The organism is Bauldia sp., assembly GCF_020442045.1.
Taxonomy (GTDB): domain Bacteria; phylum Pseudomonadota; class Alphaproteobacteria; order Rhizobiales; family Kaistiaceae; genus Bauldia.
In genome coordinates, this window is sequence record NZ_JAGRLA010000034.1 from 24,678 (window position 1) to 42,876 (window position 18,199).

15 protein-coding genes are annotated in these 18,199 nt (G+C 65.0%); 6 read left to right on the forward strand and 9 right to left on the reverse strand.

Features of this window, described 5'->3' with window-relative positions:
• Positions 1-2 precede the first annotated feature (2 nt).
• Genes KDJ86_RS04020 through KDJ86_RS04030 form a run of 3 tightly spaced genes read left to right on the forward strand, consistent with a single transcriptional unit; the run spans position 3 to position 2,705 of the window.
• Positions 3-1,142, forward strand: a complete 1,140-nt coding sequence (locus tag KDJ86_RS04020) for a branched-chain amino acid ABC transporter permease (protein ID WP_291743239.1) — start codon at positions 3-5, stop codon at positions 1,140-1,142.
• Between the two features lie 4 nt (positions 1,143-1,146).
• Positions 1,147-1,908 carry an ABC transporter ATP-binding protein gene (locus KDJ86_RS04025; RefSeq protein ID WP_291743242.1) on the forward strand — a complete coding sequence of 254 codons (762 nt, stop codon included), beginning with the start codon at positions 1,147-1,149 and terminating at the stop codon, positions 1,906-1,908.
• A gap of 32 nt (positions 1,909-1,940) precedes the next feature.
• Positions 1,941-2,705 carry an ABC transporter ATP-binding protein gene (locus tag KDJ86_RS04030; protein ID WP_521085254.1) on the forward strand — a complete coding sequence of 255 codons (765 nt, stop codon included), beginning with the start codon at positions 1,941-1,943 and terminating at the stop codon, positions 2,703-2,705.
• 477 nt (positions 2,706-3,182) lie between these two features.
• Here KDJ86_RS04030 and KDJ86_RS04035 read toward each other — a convergent pair whose 3' ends face one another.
• From KDJ86_RS04035 to KDJ86_RS04055, 5 genes are read right to left on the reverse strand one after another with little or no spacing between them, the layout of a single operon-like run.
• Entirely contained in the window at positions 3,183-3,836 is a 654-nt protein-coding gene (locus tag KDJ86_RS04035) for a haloacid dehalogenase type II (protein WP_291743248.1), read from the reverse strand.
• Positions 3,837-3,868: 32 nt separating this feature from the next.
• Complete coding sequence (locus tag KDJ86_RS04040) at positions 3,869-7,087, reverse strand: efflux RND transporter permease subunit (RefSeq protein WP_291743251.1); 3,219 nt, start codon at positions 7,085-7,087, stop codon at positions 3,869-3,871.
• Positions 7,084-8,091, reverse strand: a complete 1,008-nt coding sequence (locus tag KDJ86_RS04045; protein WP_291743252.1) for an efflux RND transporter periplasmic adaptor subunit — start codon at positions 8,089-8,091, stop codon at positions 7,084-7,086. The genes KDJ86_RS04040 and KDJ86_RS04045 overlap by 4 nt, the downstream gene beginning before the upstream one ends.
• A 38-nt stretch (positions 8,092-8,129) precedes the next feature.
• Positions 8,130-8,333 (reverse strand): YgaP family membrane protein, encoded by a 204-nt coding sequence (locus KDJ86_RS04050; RefSeq protein WP_291743255.1) that lies wholly within the window; start codon positions 8,331-8,333, stop codon positions 8,130-8,132.
• A gap of 38 nt (positions 8,334-8,371) precedes the next feature.
• Positions 8,372-9,664: an NAD(P)/FAD-dependent oxidoreductase gene (locus tag KDJ86_RS04055; RefSeq protein WP_291743258.1), complete on the reverse strand. Its 1,293-nt coding sequence runs from the start codon at positions 9,662-9,664 to the stop codon at positions 8,372-8,374.
• Between the two features lie 140 nt (positions 9,665-9,804).
• On the opposite strand from KDJ86_RS04055, the gene KDJ86_RS04060 reads away from it, so the two are divergent.
• Positions 9,805-10,137, forward strand: a complete 333-nt coding sequence (locus tag KDJ86_RS04060) for an ArsR/SmtB family transcription factor (protein WP_291743261.1) — start codon at positions 9,805-9,807, stop codon at positions 10,135-10,137.
• On the opposite strand, the gene KDJ86_RS04065 is transcribed toward KDJ86_RS04060, so the two are convergent.
• From KDJ86_RS04065 to KDJ86_RS04075, 3 genes are all read right to left on the reverse strand, one after another.
• Positions 10,134-11,435, reverse strand: a complete 1,302-nt coding sequence (locus KDJ86_RS04065) for an O-antigen ligase family protein (RefSeq protein WP_291743264.1) — start codon at positions 11,433-11,435, stop codon at positions 10,134-10,136. The two genes, KDJ86_RS04060 and KDJ86_RS04065, sit on opposite strands and share 4 nt — an antisense overlap.
• Entirely contained in the window at positions 11,432-12,976 is a 1,545-nt protein-coding gene (locus tag KDJ86_RS04070) for an undecaprenyl-phosphate glucose phosphotransferase (RefSeq protein WP_291743267.1), read from the reverse strand. The genes KDJ86_RS04065 and KDJ86_RS04070 overlap by 4 nt, the downstream gene beginning before the upstream one ends.
• A gap of 107 nt (positions 12,977-13,083) precedes the next feature.
• Complete coding sequence (locus KDJ86_RS04075) at positions 13,084-14,229, reverse strand: glycosyltransferase family 4 protein (RefSeq protein ID WP_291743270.1); 1,146 nt, start codon at positions 14,227-14,229, stop codon at positions 13,084-13,086.
• Positions 14,230-14,653: 424 nt separating this feature from the next.
• Here KDJ86_RS04075 and KDJ86_RS04080 point away from each other — a divergent pair, with 424 nt between their 5' ends.
• A complete protein-coding gene (locus KDJ86_RS04080; RefSeq protein ID WP_291743272.1) occupies positions 14,654-16,834 on the forward strand; it encodes a GumC family protein in 2,181 nt (726 codons plus the stop codon).
• Here KDJ86_RS04080 and KDJ86_RS04085 read toward each other — a convergent pair.
• Positions 16,831-17,043 carry a DUF2842 domain-containing protein gene (locus tag KDJ86_RS04085; RefSeq protein WP_291743273.1) on the reverse strand — a complete coding sequence of 71 codons (213 nt, stop codon included), beginning with the start codon at positions 17,041-17,043 and terminating at the stop codon, positions 16,831-16,833. The two genes, KDJ86_RS04080 and KDJ86_RS04085, sit on opposite strands and share 4 nt — an antisense overlap.
• 85 nt (positions 17,044-17,128) lie before the next feature.
• On the opposite strand from KDJ86_RS04085, the gene KDJ86_RS04090 reads away from it, so the two are divergent.
• Positions 17,129-18,196 (forward strand): COX15/CtaA family protein, encoded by a 1,068-nt coding sequence (locus KDJ86_RS04090; RefSeq protein WP_291743276.1) that lies wholly within the window; start codon positions 17,129-17,131, stop codon positions 18,194-18,196.
• The last annotated feature ends 3 nt before the right edge of the window (positions 18,197-18,199 follow it).

Sequence of the window (18,199 nt, forward strand, 5' to 3'; positions counted from 1 at the left end):
CGATGGAACGGACATCCGCCAGCCGCGACCTCATACTCATGGTGGTGTTCACCGCGGCCGTCCTGTCGATGCCGATCTGGCTGGCGCCGATCGGCGCCGGCTATCCGGATCTTCTCCAGAAGTTCGCGATCTTCGGGATCTTCGCGATCGGCTTCAACATCCTGTTCGGACTGACCGGCTATCTGTCCTTCGGACATGCCGCGTTTCTCGGCGTCGGCTCCTACACGGCGGTGTGGACGTTCAAGCTGGTGTCCATGAACATCCTGCCGGCGATCATCTTCTCGATCATACTCGCCGGTCTGTTCGCGCTCGCCATCGGCTATGTGAGCCTGAGGCGCACCGGCATTTATTTCTCGATCCTGACGCTGGCTTTCGCCCAGATGGCCTACAATCTCGCCTATTCGGTGCTGACGCCGATCACCAACGGCGAGACCGGCTTGCGGGTGCTGCGCGACGATCCGCGCATCCTCGACCGGGTGCTCGGCATCGAGCCTGGCGACGTGCTGCCGACGCCGGAGCTCTTCGGTCTCCGGACCATCGGCTACGAGGGCTTCTACATTTGCGCGGTGTTCCTGATCATCGCCTTCTTCATCGCCCTGAAGATCACGCGATCGCCCTTCGGACTGGCGCTGCGGGGGATCAAGTCGAACCAGTCGCGAATGAACTATGCCGGCTTCAACACGCGCCCCTATACGCTTGCGGCTTTCGTCATCTCCGGCATGTTCGCCGGGCTGGCCGGGGCGCTGATGGCGGTAACCGATCCGCTGGCCGGCGCGGAGCGGATGCAATGGACGGCGTCCGGTGAGATCGTGCTGATGACGATCCTCGGCGGCGCCGGCACGCTGATCGGGCCGATCCTCGGCGCCGGCATCATCAAATATTCCGAGAACATATTCTCGGCCTTCAACGAGCAGAACCTTCACCAGGCTTTCAGCTTCCTTCCCGACCCCGTCCAGGACGCCGCCGTCTCGATCGCTTCCATGTTCGTCGGCGAGGGCTGGCACCTGACGCTCGGCATCATCTTCATGCTGATCGTCATCTTCCTGCCGGGCGGGGTGATGGAGGGCTTCGGACGAATCGTCAAATGGACGCGGAAGCCGCCCGCGCCGCGGGCGACGCAAGAAGTGCGGACGGCGGGGTAGGGGGATGGACAACGTAGTCCTCCACGTCGACGACGTGTTCAAGAGCTTCGGCGGCCTGCACGCGCTGAGCGACATCGACCTGCAGGTGACCGAAGGCAGGACGCATGCGATCATCGGCCCGAACGGCGCCGGCAAGTCGACCCTGCTCAACGTCTGCGTCGGCCGTCTGAGACCTGATTCGGGCGCGGTGGTCTTCGATGGACAGATCCTGACCGGGCGGCCGCCGCACGAGATCAACCAGCTCGGGGTGGTGCGCGTCTTCCAGACACCGGAGATCTTTCCGGACCTCAGTGTCCTCGACAACGTGGTGATCCCGGCGATCGCCAAGCGTGACGGCGCCTTCGCCATCGACCTGCGGCAATCGATGTATTCCGAGCGTTCGCTGACGGAAAAGGCGATGGTCGCCATCGAGGATGTCGGGTTGCAGGATCATGCCCATCAGGAGGCGGCCAGCCTTTCGCGCGGCGACAAGCGCCGGCTCGAGCTCGCCATGGGGCTCGTGCAGGACCCTCGGCTGCTGCTGCTCGACGAGCCGACCGCGGGGATGTCGCGGCTCGACACCAACCGGACGATCGACCTTCTGCAGAAGTTCAAGGAAAGGGGGATGACCAAGGTCATCATCGAACACGACATGCACGTGGTCTTCAGCCTTGCCGACAAGGTGACGGTGCTGGCGCAAGGGCGTATCATCGCGGAAGGGACGCCCGACGAGGTGCGCGGCGACCCGGCCGTGCAGGAAGCCTATCTGGGAGGGGTACACGAGTGACGATGACGGCCGATATCGCTGCGCCGCTCGGGATGGCCGAGCAGGCGGCTTCCGAAGCAGCCGCTCCCGCGGCCGTGGCGGGCGAGACCGTTGATGCGTTCTTCTCGTGCCGGAATATCGAGTCCTATTACGGTGAGAGCTACATCGTCCAGGGCGTCTCATTCGACATCAAGGAAGGCGAGATCCTCGCACTGCTCGGACGCAACGGCGCCGGCAAGTCCTCGACGCTGAGGACCATCGCCCGGATGGATAGTCCGTCGCTGAAGAGCGGGGAGATCCATCTCGGCGGCAAGGCGATCCACCCGCTGAAATCCTACGAGGCGGCCCAGGCCGGCATCCAGCTGGTGCCGGAGGACCGGCGGATCATCGGCGGGCTCTCGGTCGAGGAGAACCTCGTGCTGTCGCAGGTCGCGCCGCCGCTCGGCTGGTCGATCGAGCGCATCTACGAGCATTTTCCGCGTCTCGCGGAACGGCGGAAGCAGGAAGCGACGACGCTCTCCGGCGGGGAGCAGCAGATGCTCGCCGTCGCCCGGGCGCTGGCGCGCGACATCAAGCTCCTGCTGCTCGACGAGCCGTATGAGGGCCTTGCGCCGGTCATCGTCCAGGAGATCGAGCGGATCGTCGCCGGCATCAAGGAGGAGGGGATCACGACGGTGATCGTCGAACAGAACGCCATCGCGGCCCTGCAGCTCGCCGATCGCGCGGTGATCCTCGACATGGGCGAGGTGGTGTTCTCGGGTGACGCCGATCATGTGCTCGACAATGCCGAGCTGAGGGCGAATTACCTGGCGGTTTGAGTCTCGCTTCGATCGCTCGTCACCTGGCTTCTCATGGACATCGCGTCCTTCGAGGCTCCCCCGGCCTGAGGCCGGGGGAGCACCTCAGGATGGCGGGGGAGGGAGATCGGTGATTCTGTCCGGGGACGGGCGCCTTTCTCTGCCATCCTGAGGTGTGAGCGAAGCGAGCCTCGAAGGACGCAGGAATCCAAGACGTCTGCGCGGATTTGTTGGCGCTCGGGTCCTGAGTGGCGCGCCTTGCCGGGAAACGCTTTCTGTCATGCCGCGGAGGCGGGCATCCAGTAACCGATGTCCGGGCTCGTTCTGCGCTGGCGGTGTCGACTGGATCCCCTTCCCTCGGCCCTTCGGGCCTCGCCGGGGATGACAGGCGGGAGACGGGCCTCGCCGGGGATGACAGGGTGGGACGGGGCGGTTCGTGCGTCCTTCGAGGCCCGGCTTTGCCGGGCGCCTCAGGATGGCGGGGTGGGTGCAGCGGAGTCAGCCGGCCAGGCCTTCCAGGGAGGGGAGCACAAGGGCCGGGGCGAGGTCGGGGTATTCGTCCGGCTGGCCGCTGCGATTGATCCACGCGGCGCGAAAGCCGTAGGCGACGGCCCCCGCGATATCCCAGCGGTTGGACGACTGGAAGGAGACCTCCTCCGGGCCGACGCCAAGGCGCTCGCCGACCAGATCGTAGACGGCCGGCGCGGTCTTGAAGACGCCGATATCATCCACCGAGATCACGGCGTCGAGAAGGTCGCCGATGCCGGCCGACGCGACGGCGGCGTCAAGCATATCAGGCGAGCCGTTGGACAGGATCGCGAGGCTCGCGCCGTCTTTCAGTCGGGTCAGCACGCCGCGGACCTCCGGGTAAGCGTCGAGTTCCCGGTAGGCATCGAGAAGTTGCGCCCGCAGTGGCGCCGCGCCCGGCGCCGCGGCGGCGATCGCATGGTCGAGAGCTTCCTCGGTCAGCGACCAGAAATCCCGGTACCGTCCCATCAGCGAGCGGACCCAGGTATATTCGAGCTGCTTGGTGCGCCAGATGTCGGAAAGGCGCTGGCTCTCCGGGCCGATCGCGGCCGCGTGGCGACGCACCGCCGCGTGGACGTCGAAAAGCGTGCCGTAGGCGTCGAAGACATAGGCGCGGATCGCCATGCGCTTTCAGCCCTCTCCCCGCAGGCGGCCGATCAGTCCTCCGCCGGCTTGTATGCCGCCGGATTGTGCCGTGGTCCGCTGCGCAGGGCAACGTAGATTGCCGGAATGACGAGGATGGTCAGCGCCGTCGACGACGCGAGGCCGAAGAGCAGGGAGATCGCCAGGCCCTGGAAGATCGGGTCCGCCAGGATCACCGCCGCGCCGATCATCGCCGCGAGGGCGGTGAGCAGGATCGGCTTGAAGCGGATGGCACCGGCCTCGAGCAGGACGTCTTTCAGGAGGCGATCCGGAGAGCGCGAGTGACGGATGAAGTCGACAAGCAGGATCGAGTTGCGGACGATGATGCCGGCAAGCGCGATGAAGCCGATCATCGAGGTCGCGGTGAACGGAGCCGCGAACAGCCAGTGGCCGATCAGGATACCGATGAAGGTCAGCGGGATGGGCGTCAGGATGACCAGCGGCACCTTGAAGGAACCGAACTGGGCGACGACGAGGATGTAGATGCCGAGGATGGCGACCATGAAGGCGGCCCCCATGTCGCGGAAGGTAACCCAGGTGACCTCCCATTCGCCGTCCCACAACAGGGTCGGGGCGGCTTCGTCATCGGGCTGGCCATGCAGCGAGATCGCCGGCTTCGGCAGGTCGCCCCAATCGGCTTCGTCGATGGCGCGGGCGACCGCGATCATGCCGTAGACAGGCGCCTCGAAGGCACCCGCGAGCTCGCCGGTGACCATCTCCGCGGTCCGGCCGTTGTGGCGGAAGATCGGGTAGGAGGCCTTGCCGCGGGCGACGTGAACCACGTCGCCGAGCTCGACGATGCCGCGGTCTCCGGGCAGCGCGTTGGCCGGGACCGGCGTCGACAGCGCCTTCTCGTCGAGCACCCGGTTACCCTTCGACAGTCCGATCGTGATCGGAATCGGCTGACGCTCGCCGCCGCGATGGGAATAGCCGACCGTCTGGTCGCCGTAGAAGGACTGGATCGTCTGGTAAACGTCGCCCTGTTCGACCCGGTAGTATTCGAGATTGTCCTGGTCGATGACGATCCCCAGCCGCTCGGCCGGCGTGCCATAGGAATCGTCGACGTCGACGACGAAGGGGACGCTCTCGAAGGCTTCGCGGATCTTGGCGGCGACCGCCCGACGGGTCTCGGCGTCGGGCCCATAGACCTCGGCCAGCAGCGTCGACAGGACCGGCGGACCGGGAGGCGGTTCGACGACCTTCACCGACGTGCCCTCCGGCATGTCGAGCGCGGCGAGACGTTCGCGCATGTCGAGGGCGACCTCGTGGCTGGTGCGGTCGCGTTCTCCCTTCGGCAGGAGGTTGACCTGAACGTCGCCCTGCCACGGCATCGTGCGCACGTAATAGTGCCGGACGAGGCCGTTGAAATTGAAAGGAGCAGCGGTCCCCGCATAGGTCTGGAAAGAGACGACCTCGGGAACGCCGGCGAGCAATGTGGTGGCATCCCGAAGCACGCGGTCGGTGTCTTCGACGGAGGACCCTTCCGGGAGATCGACGACCACCTGGAGATCGGTCTTGTTGTCGAAGGGGAGCAGCTTGACCGTGACGTCCTGGGTGTAGAACAGCGCCAGGGAGCCCACCGTCAGAATCCCGACGATGCCGAGGAAGAGCCACGACCGGAAGCGGTTCTTGAGGATCGGCCTGGCGACCGCGGTGTAGAAGCGGCCGAGGAGACCGCCCTTTTCGTGATGACCGTGGGCACCGTGGCGGCCGAAACGAACCATCAGCCAGGGTGTCAGCATGACCGCGACGAAGAAGGAGAACAGCATCGCGGCGGAAGCGATCGCCGGAATCGGGCTCATGTAGGGACCCATGAGGCCGGATACGAACAGCATCGGCAGGAGAGCGGCGACCACGGTCAGGGTCGCGACGATTGTCGGATTGCCGACCTCGGCGACCGCGTCGATCGCGGCGTGCATGCGCGAGCGGTCGTCGTCCATGGCCCAGTGGCGCGCGATATTCTCGATGACGACGATCGCGTCGTCGACGAGGATGCCGATCGAGAAGATCAGGGCGAAGAGGCTGACGCGGTTCAGCGTATAGCCCATGATGCGAGCGGCGAAGAGGGTGAGGAGGATGGTCGTCGGGATGACCACCGCGACGACGATGGCCTCGCGCCAGCCGATCGCGAAAGCCACGAGGATGACGATCGAGACCGTGGCGAGGCCGAGGTGGAAGAGCAGCTCGTTCGCCTTCTCGTTGGCGGTCTCGCCATAGTTCCGGGTGACGGTCATCTCGACGTCTTCCGGGAAAATCTGGCCGCTGACCGCCTCCAGGCGATCGACGATCTCCTCGGCGATCACGACAGCGTTGGTTCCGGGCCGCTTGGCGATGGCGAGCGAGACAGCGGGAATCCGCTCCAAGCCGCTGTCGCCCCGGCGCACTTCGGAGACCCGGATTTCCCTGGTATCCGTGACGAGGGTGACGTCCGCGACATCCCGCACATAGACGGGCCGGCCGTCACGGGCGGTCAGCAGCAGGTTGCCGATCTCGGGCATGGTCTGGAGCGTCTCGCCGGCGACCAGGTCGAGCTGTTCGCCGCCATCGCGAATCCTGCCGGCGGGGAACGACCGGTTGGCGCCCTCAACCTTGGCCGTCAACTGCTGCAGCGTGATGCCGTAGAGAGAGAGTCGCTCCGGGTCCGGTTCGAGCCGGATTTCCTCGGGTTGCGAGCCGACGATGTAGGTCAGGCCGATGTCGGGGAGCTTGGCCACCTCGACCTGAAGCTCGCGAGCGAGGCGGGTGAGGCCGTTGGCGTCCCACCGTTCGGCGGCCTCGGGCCTGGGCGTCAGCGTGACGACAACGATCGCCACGTCGTCGATGCCGCGCCCGACGATCAGCGGCTCGGGAACGCCGACGGGAATCCTGTCGATATTCGCCCGAACCTTGTCATGGACACGCAGGATCGCTGCATCGGAGCTGGTGCCGACCAGGAACCGCGCCGTGACCATGACCTGGTCGTCGTTGGTCTGGGAATAGACGTGCTCGACGCCGTCGATGCTCTTGACGATCGTTTCCAGGGGCTCGGTGACCAGCTTGACCGCATCCTCCGCCCGCAACCCGTCGGCGCGGACGTGAATGTCCACCATCGGCACCGAAATCTGCGGCTCCTCCTCGCGCGGCAGCGTCACCAGCGCGACGAGGCCCAGGGCCAGGGAAGCGAGGAGGAGAAGCGGCGTCAGCGGCGAATTGATGAAGGACGCCGTCAGCCGGCCGGCGATTCCGAGATTCATGGAACGACGACCCGATCGCCTGATTTCAACCCGGTCAGGACCTCGATCCGATCTTCACCGTCGTCCCTGAACGATTCGCCGAGGATGACCGCGACCTCCATCTCACCGTCTTTGCCGATGATGCGGACATAGTCGACGCCGTGGCGTGTGACGATCGCCTCCGGCGGGACGGAAAGCACGGTGCGCTTGCCGACGGGGATCCAGACAAGCGTGCGTTCGCCGACGAAGAAATCGCCAAGTCCATCGACCTCGACATCGGCATCCACCCGGCCTTCCTCGATCTGGGGATAGACCTTGACGAGCTCGCCGGTTTCGGCGGTCTCGATGGTTCCGGGGCCATTGGCCGCGCTCGGACGGTCGCCGACCAGAACCGGTGACCCGACGACGATCTCGGCGGCATGGCGTTCGGGAAGCGCGAGGCGAAGGAAGTAGCCGCCGCCGGCGACCAGCGCGATTTCCTCACCCGGCAGGACGACGGAACCCTGGGTGACCGGGACGCGAAGCACGCGGCCGGACGCCGGGGCGGCGACACTGCCCTCGGCGGCCTGGGCGGCAATGACCGCGCGATCGGCTTCCGCGGCCGCCAGCTGGTTGGTCAGGACCTCGACCTGGGTCCGGGCCTGGTCGACCCGTGCCTGGGTCGTCGAGCCGCTGGTGAGCAGCTTTTCGGCGCGGTCAAGGTCGGTCCTGGCATTCTTGAGCTGCGACTCGAGGGCGAGGATCTTGGCGTCCGCTGCCTGTTCCTGGAGCGCGATCTTGTCGTCGACGATGACCGCGATGACATCGCCCTTGGCGACCTCGCTGCCTTCATCGACCCGGATTTCCCGGACGGTGCCACCGAGGCGCGCCCGGGCGGGCACCGAGTCGCGACTCTCCACCTTGCCGAACACCGCCTTGGTTTCGTTGACGACGGCCGGCGAGACAACGAACTCGGCCGATGACGCCGTTGCCGGCAGGCCGGTAGTGACCAACAGGGCGACGATCGCCGCTCTTGTCCCTGACATTCCAATTGCTCCCAGGTCGCTGTGGCGGGCTGCCTTGGTCAGTTGAATGCCGGGCCGGGATCCAGACCGGCCTTGCGGAAGACAATCGCCGCCGGACAAAAGCCGGTAAAGGCAGACTGGATCAGATTCGCGCCGACGAAAACGGTGAGCGCAAACCAATAGGCGGACGTGAAATAACCGAGGGCCACCGACACCAGGATCGTGAATCCGGCGAAAGCAAATACGGCGCGATCAATATTCATGCTGTGATTTCCTTCACATTCAATCTGCCCGCGGCCGGCTACCCGGCGGGCTCGATGTGGATTTCCTTGAGCTTCTTGATGCCGAGCACATCGAGGACGAGGTTCTCGTAGACGGTGTCGGCCTTGCCCTGGCGGACCTTGCGCAGGAAGTATTTCTCGAAGCCCACCTTGGCGGCATGGACCCACTTGCCCGACGACGACCAGTTGACGTTGCGGGGCGGGATTTGCGGCTGGGCGACGAAGGCTATGCCCTCGTCCCCGAAATCGGCGAGACAGACCGCGTTCCAGGTCGCCACCGCGCCCGGCTGTTCGCCACGAAGAAGCGCGGCGATGTTGGCAGCCGTCGCGGTGACCATCGACTCGATCATGAAGCCGGTCTTCGGGACACCGACGGGAAGCGGCGTCTGGCCGACCGGCGGGATGGCGACACCGACGCCGATGCCGAAGACGTTGGGGAACCTGGCGTTGCGCTGGTACTTGTCGATGGTAACGAAGCCACGGGGGTTGGTGAGACCCTCGATGCCCGCCACGGCGGGGACGCCGCGGAAAGCCGGCAGCATCATCGAATAGGCGAAGGGCAGCTCGTGCTCCGCCCTGGTCGCGCCGCTTTCGTCGACCTCCTCGACGAACATCTTGCCCGGCTCGACCCTGGTCACCCTGGCGTTGGTGATCCACTTGATGTGGCGCTCGCGCATGGCACTCTCGAGCAATCCCTTGGTGTCGCCGACGCCGTCGAGACCGAGGTGGCCGATATAGGGTTCGGGGGTGACGAAGGTCATCGGAACCTGGTCGCGCTTGCGGGCGCGGCGGAGCGCTGTCTCGACGATGAAGGCGAATTCGTAGGCCGGACCGAAGCAGGACGCTCCCTGGACTGCGCCGATGACGACCGGGCCGGGCGCCCTGACCAGTTGCTCGAAGGCGTCTTTCGCCTTCTCGGCGTGGTCGATATGGCAGACCGACTGCGTGTTGGCGTCGGGCCCGAGCCCCTCGATTTCGTCGAAGGCGAGCTCGGGACCGGTGGCGAGGATCAGATAGTCGTAGTCGATCGACGAGCCGTCATTCAGCTCGATGCGGTTTTCTTCCGGAACCACGCGCCGGGCGCCTTCGGGGCGCAATTCAATGCCGCGCTTGTCGAAGATCGCGGTAAGATCGACACTGATGTCCTTGCGGTCACGCCAGCCGACGGCGACCCATGGATTGGACGGGACGAAGGAATAGGTGTTGCCGAGATTGACGACGGTGACCTCGTCATTCGGGCCCGCCTTCTCCTTCATTTCGTAGGCCATAATGACGCCTCCAAGACCGGCGCCCAGAACAACGATGCGCGACATGGCGATCTCCCTTTCCGTTAATTCGAAGGCGCTCCCCGGGTCCGGGTGTTGCGCGACCTCGAAAAAGACCCGTTCCAAGTTCGAGTGTCTTGCACATAACATTCAAATATTATAATTTCAAGAATATGAATGTAGAAGACATGATCCCGGCGGCCGAAGATGCCGCCGACCTGATGCGGAGCCTGTCGCACCCGCAGCGGCTTCTTGCGCTCTGCGCCCTGGGCTCGGGCGAGAAGACGGTTGCGGAACTGCGTTGCGAGCTTGGTGGCATCGACCAGGTGCCGATGTCGCAGCAGCTCATGCGACTGAGGGCAGATGGTCTGGTCGAGTCGCGACGCGAAGGAACAAGCGTCTATTATCGGATCGCCAGACCTGAGGTGCTGCTGATGATCGATGCGCTGCAGACGGCCTTTTGCGGCCCCGGCAGCCTGCGGCAGCAGCGCCCGCAGAAAACGTCCGACCGGTCGACCTAGGCGGGACGCGACATTTCCGGCAACCGGCCGTGCGCTGCCGGGACGAGGGTGGTGGCCCGGAGTCGTTCGCTCCGCACCGCGAGCTTCTCGGCGGCGATGCCTCCCCACAACATGCCGTATATCAGAAAGACATGCCGCCAGTGGTCGTTGTCGATCACGTTGTGGATCAGGAGGTGACCGACGAAGACAACGTAGGTGCACTGGATGATCGCCTGCCACGGACGTGGCTTGAAGATCAGCGGGGTCGCCGCGACCAGTGTCCAGATCGCAAGGGCGATATAGGCAAAGCCGCCGATCCAGCCGTAAGTCGTGAAGCCCTTGATCCACATGTTGTGCTCGTCGCCGCCGAGCAGGTAGGCGAACGAGAAGGGCCCGAGCCCGAGGGGATGCTGCACGATCAGGTATAGGCCCTGGAGGTGGCGCCCGAAACGACCGTAGGGCCCGGCGTCGTAATCCTCGAGGAGCGTGGTGCCGCGATCGACGAAGAGCTGGTTGATGTCGGGTACGGTGAGCGCGACCATGACCATCAGCGCCACCACGAAGACGCCGGCCGCGAAGAGCGAGACGATGCGCAGCCGCGGCGTGCCCCGGCTGCTGGTGATGTAGCTCACCACCGTGATCATCAGGCCGGCAAAGACCGTCATTCCCCATGCCGCGCGGGAGAAGGCGAGAAAGATCCCAAGCAGCAGCAGGAGCAGGATGGCCGCCTTCCACCAGGAGCGGTGGAGCGGCTCGGTCAGTATGTCGCGGTAGAGCAGGACGATCGGCAGCACCAGATACGGCGCGAAAACGTTCGGATCCTGGAAGGGGCCTTTGGCGCGATCGTAGAGCAGGAAGGCGTCGCTGCCGGGAATCAGGTGGAAATAGCCGAGGACGGCAAGCAGCGCGGCGACAAAGGCCGAGGCGATATAGGCGCGGCGGATGATCCGGAGGCGGCGCTCCGGCGCTTCCGAGATGATTGCGGCGAAGAAGATCGCGGAGAGCGCCAGAAAGAAGGTGACGACGACATAGAGGAGCTGGGAGACCGGTTCAGCCTTCTGGGTCAGGGCGAGGAACCCGCCGGCAATATAGATGGCCAAGAGGACGATCAGCGGCAGCAGGTAGCGGTTGAGCCTGAATCCGAAGACAGCCCAGATGACAAGCACCGGCGACAGGAAGAGCTCATAGGGGGCGGGCTCGGCAATGACGAAGGCGCCGAGAAACACGACCAGGGCAAGCGTCCAGTCGCCGACCTTGCGTCCGAACGCCCAGTTCCAGTCGCCATGGGCAAGGCTGCCGTCCGCCGCGCCAATGCTCAATACGCATTCTCCGAGCTCAGCATGCGGAAGGGCGTCATCAGCACGATGTAAAAATCGAACAGGACCGACCAGTTTTCGATGTAGTAAAGGTCGTGCTCGACGCGATGCCGGAGCTTCTCCTCGGTATCGGTTTCGCCCCGCCAGCCGTTGATCTGCGCCCAGCCGGTAATGCCCGGCTTGACCCGATGGCGCGCGAAATAGCCGTCGACGACATCGCCGTAGAGGCGCTCGGACGCCTTGGCCTGGACCGCATGCGGGCGGGGGCCGACAAGCGACAGGTCGCCCTTGAAGACGACATTGAAGAGCTGGGGCAATTCGTCGAGGCTCGTGCGACGGATGAAGCGACCGACCCGGGTCACCCTCGGGTCGTCACGGGTCACCAGCTTGTTGGCGGTGGCGTCCGTCGCTTCCGTGTACATCGAACGGAATTTGTAGACCTCGATCAGTTCGTTGTTGAAACCGTAACGGCGCTGCTTGAAGAGGATGGGACCGCGGCTGTCGAGCCGAACCGCAAGGGCAACCAGCAGCATGAAAGGTGCGGCGAGGAGGAGGATCAGTCCGCCGACAAGGTGGTCGAACAGCCATTTGGCCACGACATCCCAGTCGGCGATCGGCTTGTCGGCGACATCGAGAAACGGAATCCTGCCGACGAAGGAATAGGTCCGGGGACGAAAGCGCAGCCCGTTGGTGTGCGCCGCCAGGCGGATGTCCACCGGAAGGACCCACAGCTTCTTGAGAAGCTGCAGAACCCGGCTTTCCGCGGTGATCGGCAGGGTGACGATCAGCAAGTCGATCTTGGCCTTCCGGCCGAAGGCGACGAGCTCGCTGATCGTTCCGAGCTTGCGGTAGCCGGCGACCGACTGGGGTGAACGGTCGTCACCACGATCGTCAAAGATACCGCAGATGTGAATGTCGTCATCGCCCTGGGCCTCGAGCGCGCGGATCAGCGCCTCCGCCCTTTCGCCACCGCCGACGATCACCGCGCGCCTTTCGAGGAGTCCCTCTCCGGCCCAGCGGTTGACGAAGGATGCAAGCGCCATCCTGAAGACGAGGAGCGCGATCAGGCCGACGACGAACCATGCCGCGAACCAGACGCGGGAGAATTCCTCGCCGAGCTTCGCGAGAAAGACCACCGAGGTCATCAGTCCGAAGACCAGCAGCCAGCAGGCGAGGAGCCGACCTGTCTGGAATCCGACCCGGCGCATCGCGGGAATGGAGTAGGCGCCGGCCAGCTGCATCGTCGTGATGAAGACGAGGGCGGTGCCGGGAATGGCGGCGACGTACCACCATGCAAGCGTCGCCGCGGATTCCACGTAAAGCAGGTGGATCGCCAGGCCGGTGACCAGGACCAGGGCGAGATCGATCAGGCGGACCGTCCCCGCGACGACGACGCGCGAGATGGAATGACCGGCGAGCGCTTCGGCCGCCATCTCCGCCTCAAGGCTGAGACTCGGTTCGGTGGATTGGGCCTGGAAGGCAGGCGGGGGCGAGGTGACGACCGTTTCGGCTGTAATCTTCTTTTCGGGAACTTGCTGGTTCATGATCGCTTCGTTGACGCAATTCCGGCGCGCGGGAATACGCACGCCCAGCGACACGAGCTTGCATTGAAGTTTGCCAATTTGGGGTAACCGCACCGCCGCGGCGTGGCTTATTCTTTTGGTATGGTTACCGCCTGATATACCTCGGCGACGGCGGCCGCCATGGCGCTGACCGAGAAGCGTGCGCGGACGGAATCGCGAAGCCGTTCGCTGTCCGCCTTGACGGTCGCGGGATCGTCGCGCAGCCGGGCCATCGCGGCGGCCAGCGCCGGGGCGTCGCCGGGCGGCACCAACCTTTCCGCCTCCGGCCCGAAAATCTCGGGGATTCCGCCGACGCGTGTCGCTACGAGCGGCATGCCCGCCGCGATCGTTTCGAGGACGATGTAGGGCATGGACTCGGCCCGCGACGGTACTATCACGCCCCGCGCATGGCGGAAGGCCCGGCGGGCGGGCATCGGTTCGCGAAAGGCGACTGCTTCGGAGAGGCCGAGGTCACCCACCATCTGACGGTACCGTGGCTCGTCGGGGCCGTCGCCGACGATCAAGGCGGTGGGCGTGGCCTTGCCGGTTCGTTCTATTTCGGCCAGCGCCTCGATGAAGACATCCGGCCCCTTCAGGTCGCGCAATGCCCCTATGAAGAGGAAGTCCGCGGCGTCCGGCGCGGGATCGACCGGATCGAATTCCTCCGCGCGCAGGCCGTTGGGGACGACGACTGCAAGCCTGCCCGGTGATCCGACCTTGCTCGTGTAGGTGTCGGCCTCGAACCGGCTGACGAAGACAAAGGCGTCCGTCATGCGCCGGAGAACGCTTTCGGCCGCGAGATAGGCGCGGCCTCCAAGCGAATTCCGGTCAAAGTGGAGGCTGCCTCCGTGGGGAGAGTAAATGCGGGCTACGCGAAAACCAGATGCCCGCAAGAGCGTGCCGATCGTCCGCGCATACACGCCGCCCTTGGCGCCGTGACCATGCAGGATATCGGGATTCAGTCTGCGTACCTCGCGCAATGCGCGCCAGGTCGCGGCAATGTCCGACGGCCTGATCTGCCGCGGCATCGGGATGCGCGTGAGGCCGAGCGACAGATGGGGAGCGATGGCGTCGAGCGCATGCTCCTCCATGGTGCTGCCAATCGTCGCATCGCAGATGACGCCGACGGCGTGACCCGCGTCCTGTTGCGCTTCGGCAAGATCCCGGACGTGGCGAAAAAGGCCGCCGACCGGCGCGCGAAAGAAATGGACAATCCGCCAGGGTCCGCCGCTCATCGAAATCGCTCTCGTCCTGACCCCGGGAATTGCGGCGCGGCCGTTTCAGGTCGATCAAAGAGAGCACTCGCGCGGGGGGAGGGCGGCAACGCACGGGACCGGGTGGCTGGTGAGCGCCGGATCAGCGGGCAAACGCGTCGAAAGCCATCCACGATGGTGAAAACCTGCGGGTTTCTGGCTGGAACTGCTTCTGGAATGCATCTGCGGGACGGCTCTCGGGGTCGATCAATGAAGCGATCATCCGGCCGGTATGGTTAATGTGGCGTAAAGACCTGCCGTTTTTCCAGGCAAGTATCTCACGGCCAACTTTAAATATTAACCGATCTTAACCTTAAGAGTAGTGGGAGTGGCTTTGTATCGTTAACGATGTCATTACGATGAGCAAGATAAATGAAGGACCAATGAGAAGCGTGAGTTCCCCGACATGACCGGCTCCAGCATGCCCGCTGCAACCGACGTCGAAATCGACGTCCGCGCATTGTTCATGTCGCTGGTCAGGGCGCTGCCTTTCATCCTGCTCTTCCTGCTGCTTGCCGGTGGCGGAACGTTTGTCCTGCTTTCGTCGATGACGCCGGTCTACAAGAGCGAGACGACCGTCCTGATCGAGGCCGGCGGATCCGACCTGACCCGTTCGGCGTCGACGCCGGAGACGACCACTGTGCTCGACCGGGAGGCGGTGGCGAGCCAGGTGCAGCTGATCCGGTCCGGCGATCTGGCGAAGATCGTCGCATCCAAGCTCGATCTCGAAGCGCTGCCGGAATACCAGAAGGCGATCAAGGACGAGTCCTTCGTCAACGCGATGCTCGTCGATCTCGGCCTTGCCAAGAGCCCATCGGATTCGTCGGTCGAGGAGCGGGTGCTGGGCGAGTATTACAAGAACCTGCAGGTCCAGGCGATCGCCGACTCCCGGGTCATCACCATCAGTTTCTCGTCGACCGATCCGCAAATCGCGGCGCGGGGCGCCAATATGATCGCTGCCGAGTATCTCGCGTTGCAGAAGGCGGCGAAGCGCGACACCAACGAGGATGCGACGCAGTGGCTGCAATCCCAAATCGGCGACCTTCGGCAGAAGGTCGCTGCGTCGGAAGCGGCGGTCAGCGATTTTCGGTCCCAGAATGACCTCTTCACGACAAGCGCCGGCGAGGCGCCGACCACGCTCAACCAGCAGACACTCGCTGACCTCAATTCCGAACGGGTGCGGATCAGCGCGGCGAAGGCGGACGCCGAGACGAAGGCGGCCCAGATCAGGGCTAGCCTGAAAAGCGGGACGGTGCCGAATATCACTGAAGTGCTCAACTCCCAGCTTATCCAGCGCCTGGTCGAGCAGCAGGTGAATCTGCGCGCCCAGATCGCCGAGCTTTCGGCGACGCTGCTTCCCGGTCATCCGCGGATGCGCGAGCTCAATGCGCAGCTCGCGGACCTCAATTCCCAGGTTGCCTCGGAAGCGAGCAAGATCGTCGACGCGCTCGAGGCGGAGGTCGCGATGTCGACCGCTCGATTGGCGGAGATCGACCAACGACTGACCGCGCTGAAGACGACGGTGGCAAATGCCGGCGATGCCGAGGTCGAACTCAGGGCGCTGGAGCGGGAAGCCACCGCCCAGCGCGCGTTGCTTGACACATACCTGTTGCGGTATCGCGAGGCGGTGGGGCGCCAGAACGGGGACTATCTGCCCGCGGATGCGCGGATTGTCTCGAGCGCGATTGTTGCGGGCGAGCCGGATTTCCCGAAGACCGTTCCGATGACGGCGGCGGTGACGGTCGCGGCGCTGCTGCTGGCGATCGCCTTCGTGTTGATCCGCGAATTGTCGAGCGGGCGGCCGATGCGCAGGGTGATGATCGCGGAACCCCTGCCGGCCATGCCGGATGCTACGCCTCTGGTCCCGGCGCGATACGTCGACGATCACGTCATTGGCAGGACGGCGCCGGCCGAGCCCGTCCTTGCCCCGCCGGAAACGGAACCCTCGCTGTCCCGGATTTCCGGGGAGATCACCATGGGCCGGCGGCATCGGATATTGGTGACGCTGGCAGAGGAATCGGACGCCAGCGGGCGTCCGCTCGCGGCGGCGGCTCTCGTCCGGGCATTGGCGCGGGCCGACCGCCGGGCAGTTTTGATCGATTTTCGCGGCGACGGCGCGAACGGTGCCGCGATGTGCGGGGGGGCGGACGCTCCCGGCTTCACCGATCTCTTCGCCGGCGACGTATCCTTTGGCCAGTCAGTCCTCCGGGATCGCCGCTCGCGCGCCCATTTCATCCCGCATGGCCATCGACCGCTGACACCGGAGGCGCTCGACAGCGAACGGCTGGCGACGGTGCTCGGCGCATTGGAGGAGACGTATGACCACATTGTCATGGACGCGACCGACGACCTGATCGATGTCCTCGGGCCGACCGCCGATGCGGCGGTTGTGGTCAGCGAATACGGACCGGGCGACTCGCGGACGACCCGCGCATTCGACCGGATCACGGCGGCCTCGTCGGCGGCGATCATGCTGTTGATCGTCGATCCGGTCGAGGAGCGGGAGGAGCCGGCTGCCGGCGCGGAAGACGAGAAGGCCGGCGACGAGGAAGATCGCGTGGAAGAGAAGCAGGGCGAGGCGGCCTAACGCGGGCTTTCGGGGCGCTCCATCCACCAGATGATGGCGCCCGCCGGGACCAGCCAGATCAGGCCGGCGATCACGAAGAAGACCGTCTGCCCGAGGACCGATGCGTCGGCGAGCCGCGCGCTCGCGACCGACATCGCCACCAAGGCATAAAACGGCACGAAGAGCATCAGCGTCACGGTTCCGATCAGTTTTCTGGTTCGCCGCCGCATTCCACTGGTCCGTATTGCCGCGACCCCGTGTCACCGGTTGCCGCATTCGCCCGAGGCCTATATCGAAGGCTCCGGGAGCACAAGCATGGCAAGCATATCGGCCGCGGCAAATATTCCGCCGACGCGCAGTCTGGCGCCGGTGCGGTGGTGGCTGTTCGCGATCGCGGGGCTGATCGTCCTGATGGTCCTCGTCGGCGGAGCGACCCGGCTGACGGATTCAGGCCTGTCGATCACCGAATGGCAGCCGATCCACGGCGTGATCCCGCCGCTGAACGAAGCTCAGTGGCAGGAGGAATTCGCCAAGTACCAGCAAATCCCCGAATACCAGTTGATCAACAAGGGGATGAGCCTCTCGGACTTCAAGTCGATCTTCTGGTGGGAATGGGCGCATCGTTTCCTCGGGCGGTTCATCGGCATCGTCTTCATCGTGCCGCTGGTGTGGTTCTGGGCGACCGGGCGGATCGGATGGAAGCTCGCGCCGCGCCTGGCGGGCATCTTCGTGCTGGGCGGACTGCAAGGCGCCGTCGGCTGGTGGATGGTGTCGAGCGGGCTGGTCGAGCGAACCGATGTCAGCCAGTACCGGCTTGCCGCCCATCTGACGCTTGCCTGCGCGATCTTCGCCTATGTGCTGTGGGTCGCGGTCGGTCTGCGTTTCCGGCGTGACACCGCACCGCCGGCGGTCAGGACGATGGGCGTCGTGTTGCTCGCTCTCGTCTTCCTGCAGATATTCCTTGGCGGGCTCGTTGCGGGGCTCGACGCCGGGCTCGCATCCGATACGTGGCCGCTGATGCGGGGTGCTTTCATTCCGGACGGTCTCCTGTTCCAGGAACCGTGGTGGCGAAACCTGTTCGAGAACGCGCTGACGGTGCAATTCGATCATCGCATCGTCGGCTACGTCGTCTTTGCTGCCGCGCTGGCGCATGCCTGGCAGACCCGGGGCACCGCCTATTCGCGGCGGGCGATGACATTGGCGATCCTGGTGACGATCCAGGCGGCCCTCGGGATCGCCAACCTCCTCGCCGCCGTTCCGATCTGGCTGGCGCTGGTCCACCAGTTCGGTGCGATCGTGGTCCTCGCCCATGCCGTCACCAACCTGCGGGCGATGCTGCCGGCAGGCGAGGGGACGGCGGCGCGAGTCCCGGTGGAGGCGTAGAGC

Coding starts and splice junctions, on each gene's coding strand:
- KDJ86_RS04020 (WP_291743239.1), top strand. CDS start 3: ATGGAACGGACATCCGCCAGCCGCGACCTCATACTCATGGTGGTGTTC.
- KDJ86_RS04025 (WP_291743242.1), top strand. CDS start 1,147: ATGGACAACGTAGTCCTCCACGTCGACGACGTGTTCAAGAGCTTCGGC.
- KDJ86_RS04030 (WP_521085254.1), top strand. CDS start 1,941: ATGGCCGAGCAGGCGGCTTCCGAAGCAGCCGCTCCCGCGGCCGTGGCG.
- KDJ86_RS04035 (WP_291743248.1), bottom strand. CDS start 3,836: ATGGCGATCCGCGCCTATGTCTTCGACGCCTACGGCACGCTTTTCGAC.
- KDJ86_RS04040 (WP_291743251.1), bottom strand. CDS start 7,087: ATGAATCTCGGAATCGCCGGCCGGCTGACGGCGTCCTTCATCAATTCG.
- KDJ86_RS04045 (WP_291743252.1), bottom strand. CDS start 8,091: ATGTCAGGGACAAGAGCGGCGATCGTCGCCCTGTTGGTCACTACCGGC.
- KDJ86_RS04050 (WP_291743255.1), bottom strand. CDS start 8,333: ATGAATATTGATCGCGCCGTATTTGCTTTCGCCGGATTCACGATCCTG.
- KDJ86_RS04055 (WP_291743258.1), bottom strand. CDS start 9,664: ATGTCGCGCATCGTTGTTCTGGGCGCCGGTCTTGGAGGCGTCATTATG.
- KDJ86_RS04060 (WP_291743261.1), top strand. CDS start 9,805: ATGATCCCGGCGGCCGAAGATGCCGCCGACCTGATGCGGAGCCTGTCG.
- KDJ86_RS04070 (WP_291743267.1), bottom strand. CDS start 12,976: ATGAACCAGCAAGTTCCCGAAAAGAAGATTACAGCCGAAACGGTCGTC.
- KDJ86_RS04075 (WP_291743270.1), bottom strand. CDS start 14,229: ATGAGCGGCGGACCCTGGCGGATTGTCCATTTCTTTCGCGCGCCGGTC.
- KDJ86_RS04080 (WP_291743272.1), top strand. CDS start 14,654: ATGACCGGCTCCAGCATGCCCGCTGCAACCGACGTCGAAATCGACGTC.
- KDJ86_RS04085 (WP_291743273.1), bottom strand. CDS start 17,043: ATGCGGCGGCGAACCAGAAAACTGATCGGAACCGTGACGCTGATGCTC.
- KDJ86_RS04090 (WP_291743276.1), top strand. CDS start 17,129: ATGGCAAGCATATCGGCCGCGGCAAATATTCCGCCGACGCGCAGTCTG.